Source organism: Leisingera caerulea DSM 24564 (assembly GCF_000473325.1).
GTDB classification, from domain to species: Bacteria; Pseudomonadota; Alphaproteobacteria; order Rhodobacterales; family Rhodobacteraceae; genus Leisingera; species Leisingera caerulea.
Genome location: NZ_KI421513.1, coordinates 1,281,476 through 1,297,849 on the forward strand (window position 1 = coordinate 1,281,476; position 16,374 = coordinate 1,297,849).

Consider the following 16,374-nt stretch of genomic DNA (forward strand, 5'->3'; position numbering starts at 1 on the left):
TTCGGGGGCCCGGAAGGGGCGCTGTCCCTCTTGAGCCTGCGGCTCAATTCACCCCGGGATATTTCGGGCCAGATGAAGGCCGGATCCGGCTGCGCGGCGGCGCGCCGGACAAGAAAAACCCCGCAAGCCTGCGCCTGCGGGGGTCACTTTCAGTCTTTGGGCCGACTTATTCCGCCGGAACGGCAGCCTGTTCCTGCATCACAGGATGCGCCAGCTTGTCGAGCATCTCTTTCGGGCAGACTTGCAGGAAGTTGCTCTTTTCGATGTCCCAATGCTGCAGGATCTCCGCGGCCTTGCGGCTGCCGGTTTCCTCCAGGTGGCGTTCGATCAGGCTTTTCAGCTCCGCCTCCCAATGCGCCACGGTGACCGGGCAGGTGACCAGGGATTCCATGTTCATCAGGGTCTCGGCCTTGCCCTCAGGGTCATAGAGATAGGCCATGCCGCCGGTCATGCCCGCGCCGAAATTGGCACCGATGGTGCCCAGGATCACCGCTACGCCGCCGGTCATGTATTCGCAACCGTTGGAGCCGCAGCCCTCGATCACCACCTTGGCGCCGGAGTTGCGCACCGCAAAGCGCTCACCCGCGCGGCCGGCCGCAAACAGGTAGCCGTCGGTGGCGCCGTACAGCACGGTATTGCCGATGATGGTGTTTTCAGAGGCCACCAGCGGGCTCACCTGCGGCGGACGCACCACGATGGTGCCGCCCGACAGGCCCTTGCCGACATAGTCGTTGGCATCGCCCGACACTTCCAGCTTCAGCCCCGGGGCCGCAAAGGCGCCCAGCGCCTGGCCGGCAGAGCCCTGCAGCTTCACCGTCAGGTGATCCGGCTGGAAGGAATTCCGCATCCCGAAATTGCGCACAATATGGCTGGAGGTGCGGGTGCCCACGGTGCGGTGGGTGTTCTGGATCGCATAGGACAGCTGCATCTTCTCGCCGTCCTGCAGGAAGCGGGCGGCGTCGCGCACGATCTCCGCATCCAGCGTGTCCGGCACCGCATTCCGCTCCTTGTCACGGTTGTAGACGATATTGGCAGAGCCATCGACAGTGATCAGCAGCGGGTTCAGGTCCAGATCGTCCAGATGGGCAGAGCCGCGCGACACCTGCGCCAGCAGGTCGGCCCGGCCGATCACCTCATCCAAGCTGCGGGCGCCGATGGAGGCGAGGATCTCGCGCACTTCCTGGGCGTAGAAGGTGATCAGATTCACCACCTTGTCCGCATTGCCGGTGAACTTGGCGCGCAGGGATTCGTCCTGGGTGCAGACGCCCACCGGGCAGGTGTTGGACTGGCACTGGCGCACCATGATGCAGCCCATGGCGATCAGCGCCGCGGTGCCGATGCCGTATTCCTCGGCGCCCAGCATCGCTGCCATCACGATATCCCGGCCGGTGCGCAGACCGCCGTCGGTGCGCAGTGTCACCCGCTCGCGCAGGTTGTTCATCGCAAGCACCTGATGCGCCTCGGTCAGGCCCATCTCCCACGGAAGGCCCGCGTATTTGATCGAGGTCGCAGGCGACGCCCCGGTGCCGCCGTTGTGACCCGAGATCAGGATAATGTCAGCCTTCGCCTTGGCAACGCCTGCGGCGATTGTGCCAACGCCCGAAGACGCCACCAGCTTCACCGTCACCTTGCAGCGCGGATTGATCTGCTTCAGGTCGTAGATCAGCTGCGCCAGGTCCTCGATCGAGTAAATGTCGTGGTGCGGCGGCGGCGAGATCAGGGTCACACCCTTGGTCGAGTGGCGCAGGCGGGCGATCAGGTCGGTGACCTTCATGCCCGGCAGCTGGCCGCCCTCGCCGGGCTTGGCGCCCTGGGCCACCTTGATCTCCAGTTCTTCACACTGGTTCAGGTATTCCGCGGTCACACCAAAGCGGCCCGACGCCACCTGCTTGATCTTCGCAGACGGGTTGTCACCGTTCGGCTCCGGCACAAAGTGCGCCGGATCCTCGCCGCCCTCGCCGGAGTCGGACTTGGCACCGATCCGGTTCATCGCCACGTTCAGGGTCTTGTGCGCCTCAGGGCTCAGCGCGCCCAAGGACATGCCCGGCGTCACGAACCGCTTGCGGATCGCGGTGATGCTCTCCACTTCCTCCAGCGGGACCGGCTTGCCCAGCGGCTTGATCTGCAAGAGATCGCGCAGGTGGATCGGCGGGTTCGACTGCATCTTCGCAGAATACTGCTTCCACAACTCATAAGACGCGCGGTTGCAGGCCATCTGCATCATATGCATCGAGGTGGCTTCCCAGGCGTGGGTCTCGCCCGACTTGCGTGCCTTGTAGAAGCCCCCGATGGGCAGCACGCCTTCCTGAGTTTTCCAGGCTTTGGCGTGAATTTCCTCCGCCTTGGTCTGGATGCCGGTCACACCGATACCGGAGATGCGCGAGGTCATGCCGGGGAAATACTCGGCACACATGGCCCGGGACAGACCCACCGCCTCAAAATTCAGGCCGCCGCGGTAGGAGGACACTACCGAAATCCCCATCTTCGCCATGATCTTCAAGAGACCCTGGTCGATGGCCTCGCGGTAGCGCGCGACGTTCTCGGTCAGGCTGCCGTCCAGCAGGCCGCGCTCGATGCGGTCGGCCAGCGAATCCTCGGCCAGATAGGCGTTCACCACTGTGGCGCCGCAGCCGATCAGCACCGCGAAATAATGCGGGTCGATACATTCGGCAGAGCGCACGTTCAGCGAGCAGAAAGTTCGCAGCCCCTTGCGGGTCAGATGCGAATGCACGGCGGATGTCGCCAGGATCATCGGCATCGCGACCTTGCTGGCGTCCGAATACTGGTCGGTCAGCACGATATGGCCCGCGCCCGAGCGCACCGCCTCCTCGGCCTCAGCCCGGATCCGCTCCAGCGCCGCGCTGAGGGAGCCGCGGCCCGGTGCAAAGGTACAGTCAATCTCGGCCAGCGGTGCGTTGAACTGCTGCACCAGCATGTCCCACTGGGCGTTGCCGACAAAGGGGCTTTCCAACACTATGATTTCAGTCTGGGAGCTGTCCTCGTCCAGCACGTTCTTGAGGTTGCCAAAGCGGGTCTTGAGCGACATCACCCGGAATTCGCGCAAGCTGTCGATCGGCGGGTTGGTCACCTGGCTGAAGTTCTGGCGGAAGAAGTGGCTCAGCGGGCGGTACATCTTGGACAGCACAGCAGAGGGCGTATCATCACCCATCGAGGCCAGCGTTTCCTTGCCGTCCTCGGCCATCGGCGCCAGGATCTGCTCCAGCTCCTCAATCGAATAGCCAGCCGCGACCTGGCGGCGGCGCAGCTCTTCGCCCGAGAACAGCGGCTGTTCGGTGACGCTGGCGAGGGTTGTGTCCAGATCGTTGATCCGCTTGACCCAGTCGCCGAACGGCAGCGCGCGGGACAGCTTGTCCTTGATCTCGGTATCGCGGAACAACTTGCCCTTATCCATGTCCACGGCCAGCATCTGGCCCGGGCCCAGCGCGCCCTTCTCGACCACCGATGCCTCGTCAATCGGCACCATGCCCGCCTCGGACCCTGCAATCACCAGCCCATCGCCGGTGACGACATAGCGCATCGGGCGCAGGCCGTTGCGGTCCAGGCCCGCGCAGACCCAGCGGCCGTCGGTCATCGCCAGCGCCGCTGGGCCGTCCCAGGGCTCCATCACGGAGTTGCAGTAGGAATACATGTCGCGCCAGGCCTGCGGCAGCTCCACCGCCTGCTTGGACCAGCTTTCCGGCACCAGCATGGTTTTCGCCATCGGCGCCGAACGGCCCGCGCGTACCAGAACCTCAAACACGCCATCCAGCGCGGCAGAGTCGGACGCGCCGCCCGGCACGATCGGCTTGATGTCCTCGGCATAGTCGCCAAAGGTCGAGGAGGCCATGCGGATCTCATGGCTCTTCATCCAGTTCAGGTTGCCCTTCAGCGTGTTGATCTCGCCGTTATGCGCCAGCATCCGGAACGGCTGCGCCAGCCACCACTGCGGGAAAGTGTTGGTGGAATAGCGCTGGTGATAGATCGCGAATGCGCTCTCGAACCGCTCATCCATCAGGTCCGGGTAGAACACCGCCACCTGCTCCGCCAGCATCATGCCCTTGTAGATGATCGAGCGGCAGGACAGCGACGCGATGTAAAGGCCCGAGATGCCAGCCGCTGCCGAGGCCTTCTCGATCCGGCGGCGGATCACGTACAGCTCGCGCTCAAAGGTTTCCTCATCCACACCTTTGGCGTTTGAGATCAGGATCTGCTCAATCTCGGGGCGGGTCGCGTTGGCCTTCTCCCCCAGGCAGGACACATCCACCGGCACGTGGCGCCAGCCATAGATGGAATAGCCCATGCGCAGAACTTCGGTTTCCACGATGGTCCGGCAGCGCTCCTGGGCGCCGAAATCGGTGCGCGGCAGGAACACCTGGCCCACTGCCATCAGCTCATCCTGGCGCGGCTCGTGGCCGGTGCGGCGGATCTGGTCATAGAAGAACGGCACCGGGATCTGCACATGGATACCCGCGCCGTCGCCGGTCATGCCGTCGGCATCCACCGCGCCGCGGTGCCAGATCGCCTTCAGTGCGTCGATGCCGGCCTCAACCACCTTGCGGCTCTTCTTGCCGTCGACCGAGACCACCAGCCCCACACCGCAGGACGAATGCTCTTCTTCCTCGGAATAGAGACCGTTCTCGGCCATCCACTTGCGCTTGGCTTCCTCAGCCTTGACCCATGCGGCATCAAATTTGGTCATGACGTTCTCCGATTAACTGATGGCGCAGCATGCGGCTGCGGCCGGTTGAGTCTGCAGATCCAGGGCGCGTTCGCCCCAGGCGCGGGGCACCGCGCGGATCCGTTGCATAAGGGTTTTCACCCGGTCCTGATCGTCCTGCCAGACGGCGCCGATCACCGGATAGAGGATGCCCGCTTCGCGCAGCGGGTCGATGACATCGTGGCTGTCGCGGTCCGCCAGGTAGTGGTGGATGCCGGGCCCCTGCGGGAAGGCCTGCCAATGCTGCGCGTCCTCAGCGTTATGGCGGCCGTGCAGCAGGGTGCACTGCACCTGCCCGCCCATCGCCTGATCCAGCGCCGGGCGGGTGAAATCCGCGATCCGGCTGCGCGCCTCGATCCAGCGCTGATCAGCTGGGAAAGTCCCGGGGCGCGGGCAGTATTGCGGCGCCAGCGCCAGGGCGCGGCCTGCGCCCAGCTCCGCAGCATAAGACAGCGCCCCGTAACCGCCCATCGACACGCCCACTGTCATCAGGCGGCGCAGGCCGTGCCGCCGCACGTAGCCGGAAACAGCCCGCAGGATCGCTGCCGCAACCCCCTCGCCCTGAAACCAGCCCTGGCGGCGGTCGGTGACAAAGATGCAATGCCGCGCACCGCCGTCCGAGGCACTGGCAGCAAACTCCAGAAGCCCGCGCTTGGCGGCATTGGCGTGATAGCTGGTGAACACAATCATGCCGCCTTCCCCGCGCCCTTCCAGCGCACGGATCTCTACCGCCGCATCCGCGTGGAGGCGGCGGGATCTCAGGCGGAACATCGCCTGGCGGAGGGATTTGCGGATCATCAGCGGCATGGCAGTCACGTCAGCAGAGGGCCGGGCGGGCCTCAGGCCTCTCCATCAGCGGTTTCGGCAAACATGGCACGGCATTCCTCGCCAGTCATCCGCCGGTGGGCGCCGGCAAAGGCATAGCCCGCGGGCTTTTCGTCGATAAAGAATTCCAGCTTCAGCTCGGTGCCGCCTGCGTTCTCGAACAGGCCCGCCGACATCTGCGTCTGGCCGTGCATCCTGCCCGGCGCGGTCATCCGGTACCACAGCACCGATCCGCACTCGCCGCAGAAGGCGCGCTCTGCCCACTGCGAGGACTGGTAGGTCCGCACCGGGCCCAGCGCCGCATAGCCGGTGTCGGCCTGAAAGCTCAGGAACGGGCCGCTGGCCCAGCGTTGGCACATGGCGCAATGGCATGCGGTCACGGAGGCCTGAACCGGCGTCGCGGTGACGCTCACTGCGCCGCACATGCACTGTCCCTGCAATTCGCTCATATCCATTGTCCTTTGCTGGCTGGGTCAGCAAGGCTGACCTTGGCGCTGCTCTGTTGCTGCCCGCCGGTGCACAGGGGGTGCACAGGCGGTGTACGGGGGGTGCCGGGGTTATTCCGCGGCCACCGCGGCCTTGCTGTTCAGCTTTTCGATGATCGCCTCGGCGCAATCGCGGCCGTCCTTGATCGCCCAAACCACCAGCGACGCACCGCGCACGATGTCGCCCACCGCATAGACGCCGTCCAGCTCGGTGGCACCGGTCTGGAACGCGGCCTTGATGGTGCCCCAGCGGGTCACCGGCAGCTCCGGCTGGTCCCACAGGGCCGGCAGTTCTTCCGGCTCAAAGCCCAGCGCCTTGATCACCAGATCGGCTTCCTCGACGTAGTCCGCGCCTTCGATCACTTCCGGCGCCTGGCGGCCCGAAGCATCCGGCTGGCCCAGGCGCATCTTCTGCACCATCACGCCGGCAACCTTGCCGCCGTCGTCGGTGAAACCCTTGGGCGCCGACAGCCATTCAAAGACCACGCCTTCTTCCTCGGCGTTCTGAGTTTCACGCTGCGAGCCCGGCATATTGGCGCGGTCGCGGCGGTAGAGGCATTTGACAGAGGTCGCGCCCTGGCGGATCGAGGTCCGCACGCAGTCCATCGCGGTATCGCCGCCGCCGATCACCACAACCTTTTTGCCTTCTGCGTTCAGGCTGCCGTTGTCGAACTCCTCAACGTTGTCGCCAAAGCTCTTCTTGTTCGATGCACACAGGAAGTCGATTGCCTTGACGATCCCTTCGGAACCGCTGCCCGGCATCGCCAGATCGCGCGATTTATAGACGCCGGTGGCAATGATCACTGCTTCATGCTGGCTGCGGATCTCGTCAAACGAGATGTCCTCGCCCACGTTGCAGTTCAGCTTGAATGTCACGCCGCCGTCGGCCAGCAGCTTGTTACGGCGCTCGACCACGTCCTTTTCCAGTTTGAAGCTGGGGATGCCGTACATCAGCAGGCCGCCGGCGCGGTCATAGCGGTCATAAACGGTGACCTGCACGCCGGCCTTGCGCAGCATGTCCGCCGCCGCCAGGCCGCCGGGGCCCGCGCCGATGATGCCAACGCTCTCGCTCCGCTCGGCCAGCGGCGCTGCGGGCTTGACCCAGCCGTTTTCCCAGGCGGTGTCGGTGATGTATTTCTCAACCGAGCCGATGGTCACGGTGCCGTGGCCCGACTGTTCGATCACGCAGTTGCCTTCGCACAGGCGGTCCTGCGGGCAGATGCGGCCGCAGATCTCCGGGAAGGTGTTGGTGGACTGGCTGACCTCATAGGCCTCTTCCAGACGGCCGGTCGCGGTCAGGCGCAGCCAGTCGGGGATGTTGTTGTGCAGCGGGCAGTGGCTTTGGCAATACGGCACACCGCATTGGCTGCAACGGCTGGCCTGTTCCTCGGCCTTGGCAGCAGCGTACTCCGCGTAAATCTCATTGAAGTCTTCCTTGCGTACACTCGCGTCACGCTTTTGAGGCATGTCGCGTTCGATCTGCACAAATTTCAGCATCGGTTGCTTGGCCACGGGCTGGACTCCATCGTTTGTCTGGCTGCGAGAGCACCGTAAAGGTACTGGAGCGCTTTATGTCAACTTTGCTGACCTATTTTGCCAGCACTTTACTTCTGATACCGTGTTCAACGGAAATGTACAGAAATTTTAGGTCCGCATCGGACCATAATATCCGCTTCCCAATCCGGGGGCAGGATTTATACAGAGTCACGACTGTTTACGGCCCGTTCGCGGCCAGCAAAGGATGATTTCAGGATGCCGCTTTTCCAATTGATCCTGGTTGCGCTGATCCAGGGAATTACCGAATTCCTGCCTATCTCCTCCTCTGGCCACCTGATTCTGCTGCCCGGCCTGACCGGACTGGAAGACCAGGGCCAGGTGATCGACGTCGCCGTGCATGTGGGCACCCTGGCCGCCGTGATGATCTATTTCTGGAGCGACGTGCGCGAGGGTCTCGCGGGCCTGCCCCGCGCGCTCACGGGCCGCACGGACACGCCGGGGTCACGCCTTGCGATGGGGCTGATTATTGCCACCATCCCCACCGTTCTGTCCGGAGCTGTGCTGCATTTCACCGGCCTCAGCGATGCGCTGCGGTCAATGGCGGTGATCGGCTGGACCATGCTCGGCTTCGGGCTCGTGCTGTACTGGGCCGACCAAAGGGGCGCGGAGGTAAAGCAGACCGGCGACTGGGGCCCGCGCGACGCGCTGATCATGGGGCTGTGGCAGATGCTGGCCCTGATCCCCGGCACCTCGCGCTCCGGCATCACCATCACCGGCGCGCGCCATCTGGGCTACACCCGCGAGGACGGCGCCCGCATCGCCATGCTGATGTCGATCCCGACCATCATCGCCTCGGGCGTTCTGCTCGGAACGGAGGTGGCGCTGGAGGCCAACACAGCCCTGATGCGCGACGCAGCGATTGCAGCGGCCCTTGCCCTGCTGTCGGCACTGGCTGCGCTCAGCCTGATGATGCGGCTGCTGCGCTCTGTCAGCTTCACGCCGTATGTGATCTACCGGGTGATCCTGGGGAGCATCCTGCTCGCCATCGCCTACAGCAGCTGAGCCGGAAACGAAAAACGCGGGGAAATCCCCGCGCTTTCAGATCCTTGAACCGTTGGAAAAATCAGGCGCCGTTGCGCAGATTGCGGGCCGAGTTGGTCATCTCATCATACTGGCCGGAAGGGCGGAATTTCCACAAGTAGTCCGGCAATACCGCTTCCAGGCTGACCGGGCTGATACCCAAATCGCTAAATCCCTTGGCGCCCTCGGACACAACGTTGTCCGATTTCAGGCTCCGAAGCTGGTCACGGGTCAGCACCTTGTTTGCGATCAGCTGGAAGCTGGCTGCCTGCAGCATGTCGAAACCGAAGGCCACCAGCCAGGCAGCAAACCGCGGCAGCGACAGGATCAGGCGGCGGCGGTGGATCACCTCCAGCATCTGCTCCATCAACTCGCGGAAACTTTTGACCTCGGGGCCGCCCAGCTCATAGATGCCGCCCTCTGCCTCGCCCGTGGCGCCCAAGACCGCAGCCTTGGCCACATCGTCGACATAGACCGGCTGGAACCGGGTGCTGCCGCTGGCAATCGGCAACACCGGCGACAGGCGGGTCATGCCGGCGAAGCGGTTAAAGAACTCGTCCTCGGCCCCGAAGATCACCGAGGGGCGCAGGATCACCGCACCCGGAAAATGCTGCAGCACTGCCGCTTCGCCCGCAGCCTTGGTGCGGGAATACGCGCTGTCTGCGTCCGCATCGGCGCCGATCGCCGAGATTTGCACCAGGCTGGCAATGCCCTCCTGCGCGGCGATGCGGGCGATGCGCCCCGCGCCTTCGGCGTGAACGGCGCCGAACGTGTTCTTGCCCAGCTCGTTCAGGACGCCCACGCAATTTACCACCGCATCCGCGCCCTGCATCACCGCGGCCACGGACATGTCATCGCGGACATTGCAGAACACCGGCTCCACCTGGCCCGGAACACCGTAGGGTTTCACATGCATGGCTTCATTGGGACGGCGCACCGCGACCCGCACACGCCAGCCTGCCTTGGCCATGCGCCGCGCAATGTAGCGGCCCACGAAACCGGATCCGCCATAGATCGTGACCAGTTTGGACATCTTTTGGCTCCTGAACTTAGCTGCCCCTATGCCTTAGCGCCGCAAGGGGCGTCAAACAAGGCGCAAAACGTGGGATTACGGCCACAATGACGGCTGAAACCGCAAGGGACGTTAACAGCTTCCGGGAAATCAGCCGGTTTGGTTAACCCAGCCTTCAGCCTCCCCCTGTTAAGGCAAATTGATGTACCCGAAACACGCGTTTCGGCGGTTGTTCAGGAGGTCGGTTCCAATGGTCAGCGCACAGGATAAATCCCTGGTCCGCAAAACTTTCGAGAGCGAGCGGATGGATCTCGATGCCTTCGCCACCGCCTTTTACGCCAAGTTCTTTGCCGCCTGCCCCGAAGTCCGCCCCCTGTTTTCCCGCGACATGACCCGGCAGGAGGAAAAGCTGCTGGCCATCCTGACCCATGTGGCCGAGGCGCTGGACGATTCCGCACGGCTGGATGCGATCCTCAGGCAGCAGGGGGAGAAGCACCGCAAACGGGACGTGTCGGATGCGCATTTCAGGGGCTTCATCACTAGTTTCACCGGCGCCCTGTCAGACACGCTTGGCCCGGACTGGAGTGCCGAAGCAGAGCTGGCCTGGACCAGGTTCCTGACATTTGTGGCGGGCAAAATGAATTTTGTAGTGCAGCGCTAAGCAGCTCCAGGCGGCACCCTTGCGCATAGCCGGCCGCCCTTCCCTTTTCCGTTTGACGCCCCTTGCGAACCAGCTTATACGCCGGTTCCACGACACCTGCCCAGGTGGCGGAATTGGTAGACGCGCTAGCTTCAGGTGCTAGTGTCCGTATGGACGTGGAGGTTCGAGTCCTCTCCTGGGCACCATTTCCCCTCATTAGATGCACACGCTGTTGACCGGCACGGCGGCCTTTCCAGCCCCCTAACGCTGCCTGCAACGGTCTTGGGTTGTACCGCAAGACGGGTGGAACGGCAGGGAGGCCCCCGCCGTTCACATTCTTTCACGGTGTATCAGTTCGGCTCTTTCACCGCGTCCTGCTGTTCCGTTTTCACGTCCGCGTCAGAGTCAGGACCGGGTTCCGCGTCCAGGCCGGGTTCCGCAAAGTCTGCTTCTTCCACATCATGCGCTGTGTCAGCCTGCTTGCTGCCCAGCGCACCGGTGATCAGCGGCAGCATGTGGGCCGCTGCGTGGCTGGCAACCTCCGGCGTTTCCGGGCGCTTCCAGGACAGCGTGTCGAAGCTGGTGCAATGCTCGCAAACCGGCTCCCACTCGGCATGGATGTGGTTGCAGTTGGCGCAGACCCACTGCGGCCCGCGCGGAGCCGTCAGCGCCTTGGCCAGCCAGCCCTGCACAACCTTATCATCCGCACCTTCGCCGCGCTCAATCGCCGCCATCAGCGTCAGCGCCCGCGCATCCGGAGCGCGCTCTGTCAGATCACTCAGCCAGCGGCGGGCTTCGGGGAAGTCTTCGGCCACGATGTTCAGCTCTGCCATCACAAGCCGGGTTTCATCATCCTGCGGATTAAGCCGGGCCAGCTGGTCGAAACGCGCAACGCGCTCGGCGGCGCTTTCGTCCGGCTCAACCTCGGCAAAGGCATGCGCCAGATCGGGGTGCGGCTGGCTTTGCCAGGTCTTTTTCAGCAGCCGGACCGCCGGGCGCTTTTTGCCCTTGGCGAGATAGGCGCGGGCCGCCATCGCCGCGGCGGGCACCAGATCGGGTGACAGCCGGTTGGCTTCGATCGCCTGTTCACGCTGCTCGATCGTGGCGTTTTCGTCGATGACTCCCTTGGAGGCGGACAGCGCCAGCACCGCGTCGCGGCGCTTGTAGACATCGCGCGGCAGGGTGCCGGTCTTGAGCTTGGTCGACAATGTCTTGCGGGCGCCGGCCCAATCCTCGGCCTGTGCTTGCAAGCGCAAGAGAGTATCCTGCACCTCTTCATGCTTGGGCCGCAGCGCCAGCGCCTTCTCGGCCAGCTGGCGGGCGGTGTCGGTGTCACCTTGGGACAACTTCTGCTTCATAATCCCGCGCACGCCGACAAAGCGGGTCTGCTGGTTCGACAGCAGCCGTTTATAGGCATCGGCCGCCTTGTGGCTGTCGCCGCTCATTTCTGCAGCCTGCGCCACCAGAAGGTCGGTCAGCTCCGGATTCTGCAGGTATTTCTCCGCCCGCGCCGCCTTGGCCAGGGCCAGCCGCCCCTCGCCCGAGGCCAGCGCCATCAGGCCCTCCGACAGCGCCCGGTAGCCCTTGCGCTCGCGCCCCTTGTCCCAATAGCGCGACAAGGCGGTCTCGTCCCCGTTCAGGAACCGCAGCGTGGCCACCAGCAGCGACAGCAGTTTGAGAAACAACCAGACCGCCACAACAAGCACGCCCAGAGCGATCACCGATTGCAGTGCGCTGAGGGTGTATTCGGTGCCGGCAACGGTAATTTGCACACCGCCGGCGGTTTCCATCAAAAGGCCCGCACCAAATGCCAGGAGCGCGACAATCGCGACAAATACGAGGATTTTCAACAACGACCAGAGCATGGCGGCTTCCTTATTTGGCTTGCAGGCTTTGGGCCAGATCAGCGGCAGCGTTCACCGCTGCCACCCGCGCGTTTGCCGCCGCTTCCCAGCCGGTCAGGGCAGCGCGGGCTGTTTCCGGCAGCGCGGAGAGTTCGGCCAGCGCCTCCTCAATCCGGCCAGCGGCCACGGCGGCCTCAGCCCGGGACAGGATGGCATCCGGATCATCGCCGTCGCGCGGTGCAACTGAGCGGGCGCCAAGGTGGCGGTTCACATAATCCAGCAGGCTGCCGCTGCCCTTTGCCTCTTCGCGGGCTGCGGCCAGCGCCTCGCGGGCAGCCGGGGCAAAACCATCGCGCAGGGCGGTCAGCGTGGCCACACCGGTTTCCGCCGGTCCGGAGAGCGTTTCCGGAACCTCAACGCTCAGGAGTTCAAGCTGCTCCACGTTGGAGGCATAGCTGTTGCCGCTGTCCAGGGCGGACCGCAGCTGCGCCAGCTGGGTCTGGGCGCTGGCGATGCGGGCAGCTTCGGCGCTGGCGGTTTCCATTTCTTCGGCCTCGGCCAGCTTCTGATCAATCTCCGCACGCTGTGCCGCTAGGCTGTCCTGCAGCTTGCCCAGTTCCGCCTCAAACGCAGCAACCGCTTCGGGCGATGCGCCTTCCAGCGGGCGGGTTTCCAAAGCGGACACACGTTCGGCCAAGGCGTCCAGATCCGTGCGCAGCGCCTCATCCGGGGCCTGAACTGTTTGCGCCTGTTTCAGCGCCTCGATATCTGCTGCCAGGGTGTTTGTGCGTTCGGCGAGCGGAGCAAGGTCCGGTGCGCGGTTCTCCTCAACCTGCTGCTTCAGCGCGGCAAGCGCCGCTTGCATCTCCGATTGGCTGGTTTCCAGCGCCGTCAGATCCGCGCTGCTTCTCTGCAGCGACGGCGGCAGGACAGAGTCGAGCCAGCCAGCCTGTCCGGCCACAAAGCCAATCCCCGCCGCCACCACGCCACCCAGGAGGGCTGCGCCAAAGCCGCCGCGCTTTTCGACCACCCGCTCGATTTCACGGGGTTGTGCCGCCGCGGTGGCAGGTTCCGCGGTCTCAGCCGGCGTGCCGTCCTGCGTTGTTTCCCTGTCAAAGGGAGACACAAACTCGGTCTCGGTCTCGGTCTCGGTCTCGGTCTCGGTCTCGGTCTCGGTCTCGGTCTCGGTCTCGGTCTCGGTCTCGGTCTCGGAAAGCGGGGAGTCTGTATCCTCAGGCGTGTCAACCGCCTCTTCCGCCTGATCCCCGGTCACATCCTGTTCGGGCGCTTCCGTGGTCTCGTCAACCGGCTTGATTTCACCGGGGCCAGGCTCAGTCACGTCTTCCGGAGTTTTCTTATCAGCCACGCCGGCCTCCCCCTCGATTCCTAAAATACATTCTTGCGAACACGCTGGACACTACTCCGCACGCCTGTTCCCCTCAAGCTGCGACAGCTGCGCTGCGGCATCAAGGACAGCAGTTGCCAATGCCGCAGCGTCCAGAGTCTTACTGACCCGCAACGTCTTGCAATTCAAGCCTTTCAGCGGCTCCGCCACCGCTGGACTGAGGGCAATCAGATGCAAATGCGCGGCATCCCCGCACAGATTGGCAAAATGACGCGCAGTTCTGGGAGAGAAAAGCGGCACAATCACATCAGTTTGCGCAGCAAGCAACGACTTGGCCTCTTGGGTCAGCGGCAGAAGCACCTGATCATACAGGGTTTGCTCCTGGCAGGGGATGCCCTCGCTGGTAAGCCGCCCGGAAATGTCGCCCCGTGCATGGGCGCCGCGCAGATGCAGCAGCGGCACCTCGGGGCGCTGGCTGAGCAACGCCTGAACCAGTTCCTCAGCGCAACGGCCCAGGCAGGACGCCTGCCAGCCGGCCTCAGCCGCGGCTTGGGCCGTGCGCTCCCCCACACAATAGGCGGTCAGGCGCGCGGCGGTTTCACGTGAAGCGGCCTCGACCCCGTTGGCAGAGGTGAAGATCACCCCTTTCACACCGTCCAGACTGACCGGTGCCTGCGCCGGCCGGATCTCCATCAGCGGCGCATAGATCACCTGCAGCCCGGCGCGCGCCGCTTCGGGCAGACCGGCCACAAACCGCTCTGCCGCTGCCAGCGGGCGTGTCATCAGCAAAGGCACCATCGCGGGGCTCCCGGGATTGTTTGCAAGCCTCATAGGTGGTAGCCCCGGCGGCAATTCGATGCAACGGTAAGGCAATGACAGAGACCCTGACAATTCTGGGGCTGGAAAGCAGCTGCGACGACACTGCTGCCGCGGTGGTGCGGCAGGCAGAGGGCGCACAGCCCGAGGTTCTGTCGTCGGTCGTCTTCGGCCAGACTGAGCTGCACAGCGCCTTTGGCGGCGTGGTGCCGGAGATCGCGGCGCGCGCCCACGCCGAGAAATTGGACATCTGCGTGCGCGATGCGCTGGCAGAGGCCGGACTGACCCTGAAGGATATGGATGCCGTTGCCGTGACCGCCGGCCCGGGGCTGATCGGCGGGGTGATGTCGGGCGTGATGTGTGCCAAGGGGATTGCCGCTGCGACGGGCCTGCCGCTGATTGGTGTCAACCATTTGGCGGGTCATGCGCTGACCCCGCGGCTGACCGACGGAATTGCCTATCCCTACCTGATGCTGCTGGTCTCCGGCGGGCATTGCCAGTACCTGCTGGTGCGCGGGACGGAGGATTTCACCCGTCTGGGCGGCACCATCGACGACGCCCCCGGCGAGGCCTTTGACAAGACCGCCCGCCTGCTGGGCCTGCCGCAGCCCGGCGGCCCGTCTGTGCAGGCCGAAGCCGCAACCGGTGATCCCAAGCGGTTCCGCTTCCCGCGTCCCTTGCTGGACCGGCCGGATTGCAACTTGTCGTTTTCCGGTCTGAAGACCGCACTGATGCGGATGCGCGATCAAATCGCGGCAGAGAAGGGCGGCCTGACCCGCCAGGACCGGGCCGACCTGTGTGCCGGGTTTCAGGCCGCCGTTGTGGACACCCTAGCGGAGAAGACCCGCCGTGCCATCCGTCTGTATCTGGAAGAACAGCCCGCGGCGCCAACCGTCGCCGTCGCCGGCGGTGTCGCGGCGAATACCGCCATTCGTGCCGCGTTAGAGACTGTTTGCACGGAGTCCGGTGCTGCCTTTACCGCGCCGCCGCTGCGCCTGTGCACCGACAATGCCGCGATGATTGCCTATGCCGGGCTGGAACGGTTCAAAACCGGTGCCCGCGATAGTCTGGACCTCACCGCCCGCCCCCGCTGGCCCCTGGACCAAAGCAGCCCGGCACTGATCGGATCGGGCCGCAAGGGAGCCAAGGCATGAGCGTTTCGGTTCTGGGTTCCGGCGCCTTTGGCACTGCGCTGGCGATCTCGCTGGCCGGCAACGGGCCGGTGACACTGTGGGCGCGCAGTGCGGACCACGCCAAGGCAATGCAGGACAGCCGCCGGAATGAGGCCCGCCTGCCCGGTGTTGATCTGCCCGAAACCCTCACAGCCACTGCGGATGCGGCGCAGGCCTGCACCTCTGAGGCTCTGCTGCTGGCTGTACCCATGCAAAAGCTGCGCAGTGTCTTGGAAGAGCACAAGGCACATCTGACAGGAAAGACCCTGGTCGCCTGCTGCAAGGGCATTGAGCTGCATTCCGGACTGGGTCCGGTGGCGGTGATGCAGGAGGTCCTGCCAGAGTCTAATGCTGCGCTGCTGACTGGGCCGAGTTTTGCCGCGGATATCGCCTGCGGCTTGCCAACTGCGCTGACGCTGGCCTGCGGCGACGCGGACTTGGGCAAAGCGCTGCAGGAGCAGCTGACCACCGCCAACCTGCGTCTCTACCGTACCACCGACACAATCGGCGCCGAGCTGGGCGGGGCGCTGAAGAACGTGATGGCGATTGCCTGCGGTGCGGTGATCGGCGCGGGGCTGGGCGACAGCGCCCGCGCCGCGCTGATGACCCGCGGGTATGCCGAGATGCAGCGCATGGCGCTGGCCTGCGGCGCCAAGGCCGAAACGATGGCCGGGCTGTCAGGATTTGGCGATCTGGCGCTGACCTGCACATCCGACCTGTCACGCAACTACCGGCTGGGCCTGTCGATCGGGCGCGGCGAAACCTTTGATTCCAGCATCACGGTCGAAGGCGCCGCAACGGCGCATGCGGTGGCAGAACAAGCCCAAAAGATGCAGCTGGATATGCCGATCACGCAGACGGTAACCAATTTGCTCGATCAGCGCTTGACCATTTCCGAGGCGGCGGCTCAATTACTTAAAAGACCGTTAAAAGAGGAATAA

The 16,374-nt window shown here is 64.5% G+C and carries 12 protein-coding genes and 1 tRNA gene; 5 read left to right on the forward strand and 8 right to left on the reverse strand.

What is annotated here, in order from left to right:
* Nucleotides 1–166: 166 nt before the first annotated feature.
* The 4 genes from gltB to CAER_RS0113660 form a co-directional block, all read right to left on the reverse strand.
* Nucleotides 167–4,699 (reverse strand): glutamate synthase large subunit, encoded by a 4,533-nt coding sequence (gene gltB / locus CAER_RS0113645; RefSeq protein WP_027235876.1) that lies wholly within the window; start codon nt 4,697–4,699, stop codon nt 167–169.
* 12 nt (nt 4,700–4,711) lie between these two features.
* A complete protein-coding gene (locus tag CAER_RS0113650; protein ID WP_027235877.1) occupies nt 4,712–5,524 on the reverse strand; it encodes an alpha/beta fold hydrolase in 813 nt (270 codons plus the stop codon).
* Nucleotides 5,525–5,556: 32 nt separating this feature from the next.
* Nucleotides 5,557–5,991, reverse strand: a complete 435-nt coding sequence (locus CAER_RS0113655; RefSeq protein WP_036797709.1) for a GFA family protein — start codon at nt 5,989–5,991, stop codon at nt 5,557–5,559.
* Nucleotides 5,992–6,099: 108 nt separating this feature from the next.
* Nucleotides 6,100–7,539, reverse strand: coding sequence for an NAD(P)-dependent oxidoreductase (locus tag CAER_RS0113660; protein ID WP_027235879.1), 1,440 nt, complete (start codon nt 7,537–7,539; stop codon nt 6,100–6,102).
* 240 nt (nt 7,540–7,779) lie between these two features.
* On the opposite strand from CAER_RS0113660, the gene CAER_RS0113665 reads away from it, so the two are divergent.
* The gene (locus tag CAER_RS0113665) at nt 7,780–8,586 is read left to right on the forward strand and encodes an undecaprenyl-diphosphate phosphatase (RefSeq protein WP_027235880.1); all 807 of its coding nucleotides are present in this window, start codon (nt 7,780–7,782) and stop codon (nt 8,584–8,586) included.
* A 61-nt stretch (nt 8,587–8,647) separates the two neighbouring features.
* Here CAER_RS0113665 and CAER_RS0113670 read toward each other — a convergent pair whose 3' ends face one another.
* The gene (locus CAER_RS0113670; protein WP_027235881.1) at nt 8,648–9,637 is read right to left on the reverse strand and encodes a complex I NDUFA9 subunit family protein; all 990 of its coding nucleotides are present in this window, start codon (nt 9,635–9,637) and stop codon (nt 8,648–8,650) included.
* Nucleotides 9,638–9,866: 229 nt separating this feature from the next.
* Between CAER_RS0113670 and CAER_RS0113675 the strand changes: the two genes are divergently transcribed.
* Nucleotides 9,867–10,277 carry a globin domain-containing protein gene (locus tag CAER_RS0113675; RefSeq protein ID WP_027235882.1) on the forward strand — a complete coding sequence of 137 codons (411 nt, stop codon included), beginning with the start codon at nt 9,867–9,869 and terminating at the stop codon, nt 10,275–10,277.
* Nucleotides 10,278–10,375: 98 nt separating this feature from the next.
* A tRNA-Leu gene (locus tag CAER_RS0113680) sits at nt 10,376–10,462 on the forward strand.
* Nucleotides 10,463–10,606: 144 nt separating this feature from the next.
* Here CAER_RS0113680 and CAER_RS0113685 read toward each other — a convergent pair.
* The 3 genes from CAER_RS0113685 to CAER_RS0113695 are packed head-to-tail and all read right to left on the reverse strand — an operon-like array spanning nt 10,607 to nt 14,243.
* The gene (locus tag CAER_RS0113685; RefSeq protein WP_027235883.1) at nt 10,607–12,121 is read right to left on the reverse strand and encodes a heme biosynthesis protein HemY; all 1,515 of its coding nucleotides are present in this window, start codon (nt 12,119–12,121) and stop codon (nt 10,607–10,609) included.
* A gap of 10 nt (nt 12,122–12,131) precedes the next feature.
* Nucleotides 12,132–13,466, reverse strand: a complete 1,335-nt coding sequence (locus tag CAER_RS30355) for a COG4223 family protein (protein ID WP_027235884.1) — start codon at nt 13,464–13,466, stop codon at nt 12,132–12,134.
* A gap of 51 nt (nt 13,467–13,517) precedes the next feature.
* Nucleotides 13,518–14,243 (reverse strand): uroporphyrinogen-III synthase, encoded by a 726-nt coding sequence (locus tag CAER_RS0113695; RefSeq protein ID WP_027235885.1) that lies wholly within the window; start codon nt 14,241–14,243, stop codon nt 13,518–13,520.
* Nucleotides 14,244–14,317: 74 nt separating this feature from the next.
* Between CAER_RS0113695 and tsaD the strand changes: the two genes are divergently transcribed.
* Nucleotides 14,318–15,415, forward strand: a complete 1,098-nt coding sequence (gene tsaD / locus CAER_RS0113700; RefSeq protein ID WP_027235886.1) for a tRNA (adenosine(37)-N6)-threonylcarbamoyltransferase complex transferase subunit TsaD — start codon at nt 14,318–14,320, stop codon at nt 15,413–15,415.
* Nucleotides 15,412–16,374 (forward strand): NAD(P)H-dependent glycerol-3-phosphate dehydrogenase, encoded by a 963-nt coding sequence (locus CAER_RS0113705; RefSeq protein ID WP_027235887.1) that lies wholly within the window; start codon nt 15,412–15,414, stop codon nt 16,372–16,374. The genes tsaD and CAER_RS0113705 overlap by 4 nt, the downstream gene beginning before the upstream one ends.

Excerpts from the sequence above, each read along its gene's own strand:
- tsaD (WP_027235886.1), top strand. The coding sequence starts at position 14,318 with ATGACAGAGACCCTGACAATTCTGGGGCTGGAAAGCAGCTGCGACGAC.
- CAER_RS0113655 (WP_036797709.1), bottom strand. The coding sequence starts at position 5,991 with ATGAGCGAATTGCAGGGACAGTGCATGTGCGGCGCAGTGAGCGTCACC.
- CAER_RS0113685 (WP_027235883.1), bottom strand. The coding sequence starts at position 12,121 with ATGCTCTGGTCGTTGTTGAAAATCCTCGTATTTGTCGCGATTGTCGCG.
- CAER_RS0113675 (WP_027235882.1), top strand. The coding sequence starts at position 9,867 with ATGGTCAGCGCACAGGATAAATCCCTGGTCCGCAAAACTTTCGAGAGC.
- CAER_RS0113665 (WP_027235880.1), top strand. The coding sequence starts at position 7,780 with ATGCCGCTTTTCCAATTGATCCTGGTTGCGCTGATCCAGGGAATTACC.
- CAER_RS0113650 (WP_027235877.1), bottom strand. The coding sequence starts at position 5,524 with ATGCCGCTGATGATCCGCAAATCCCTCCGCCAGGCGATGTTCCGCCTG.
- gltB (WP_027235876.1), bottom strand. The coding sequence starts at position 4,699 with ATGACCAAATTTGATGCCGCATGGGTCAAGGCTGAGGAAGCCAAGCGC.
- CAER_RS0113695 (WP_027235885.1), bottom strand. The coding sequence starts at position 14,243 with ATGGTGCCTTTGCTGATGACACGCCCGCTGGCAGCGGCAGAGCGGTTT.
- CAER_RS0113670 (WP_027235881.1), bottom strand. The coding sequence starts at position 9,637 with ATGTCCAAACTGGTCACGATCTATGGCGGATCCGGTTTCGTGGGCCGC.
- CAER_RS0113705 (WP_027235887.1), top strand. The coding sequence starts at position 15,412 with ATGAGCGTTTCGGTTCTGGGTTCCGGCGCCTTTGGCACTGCGCTGGCG.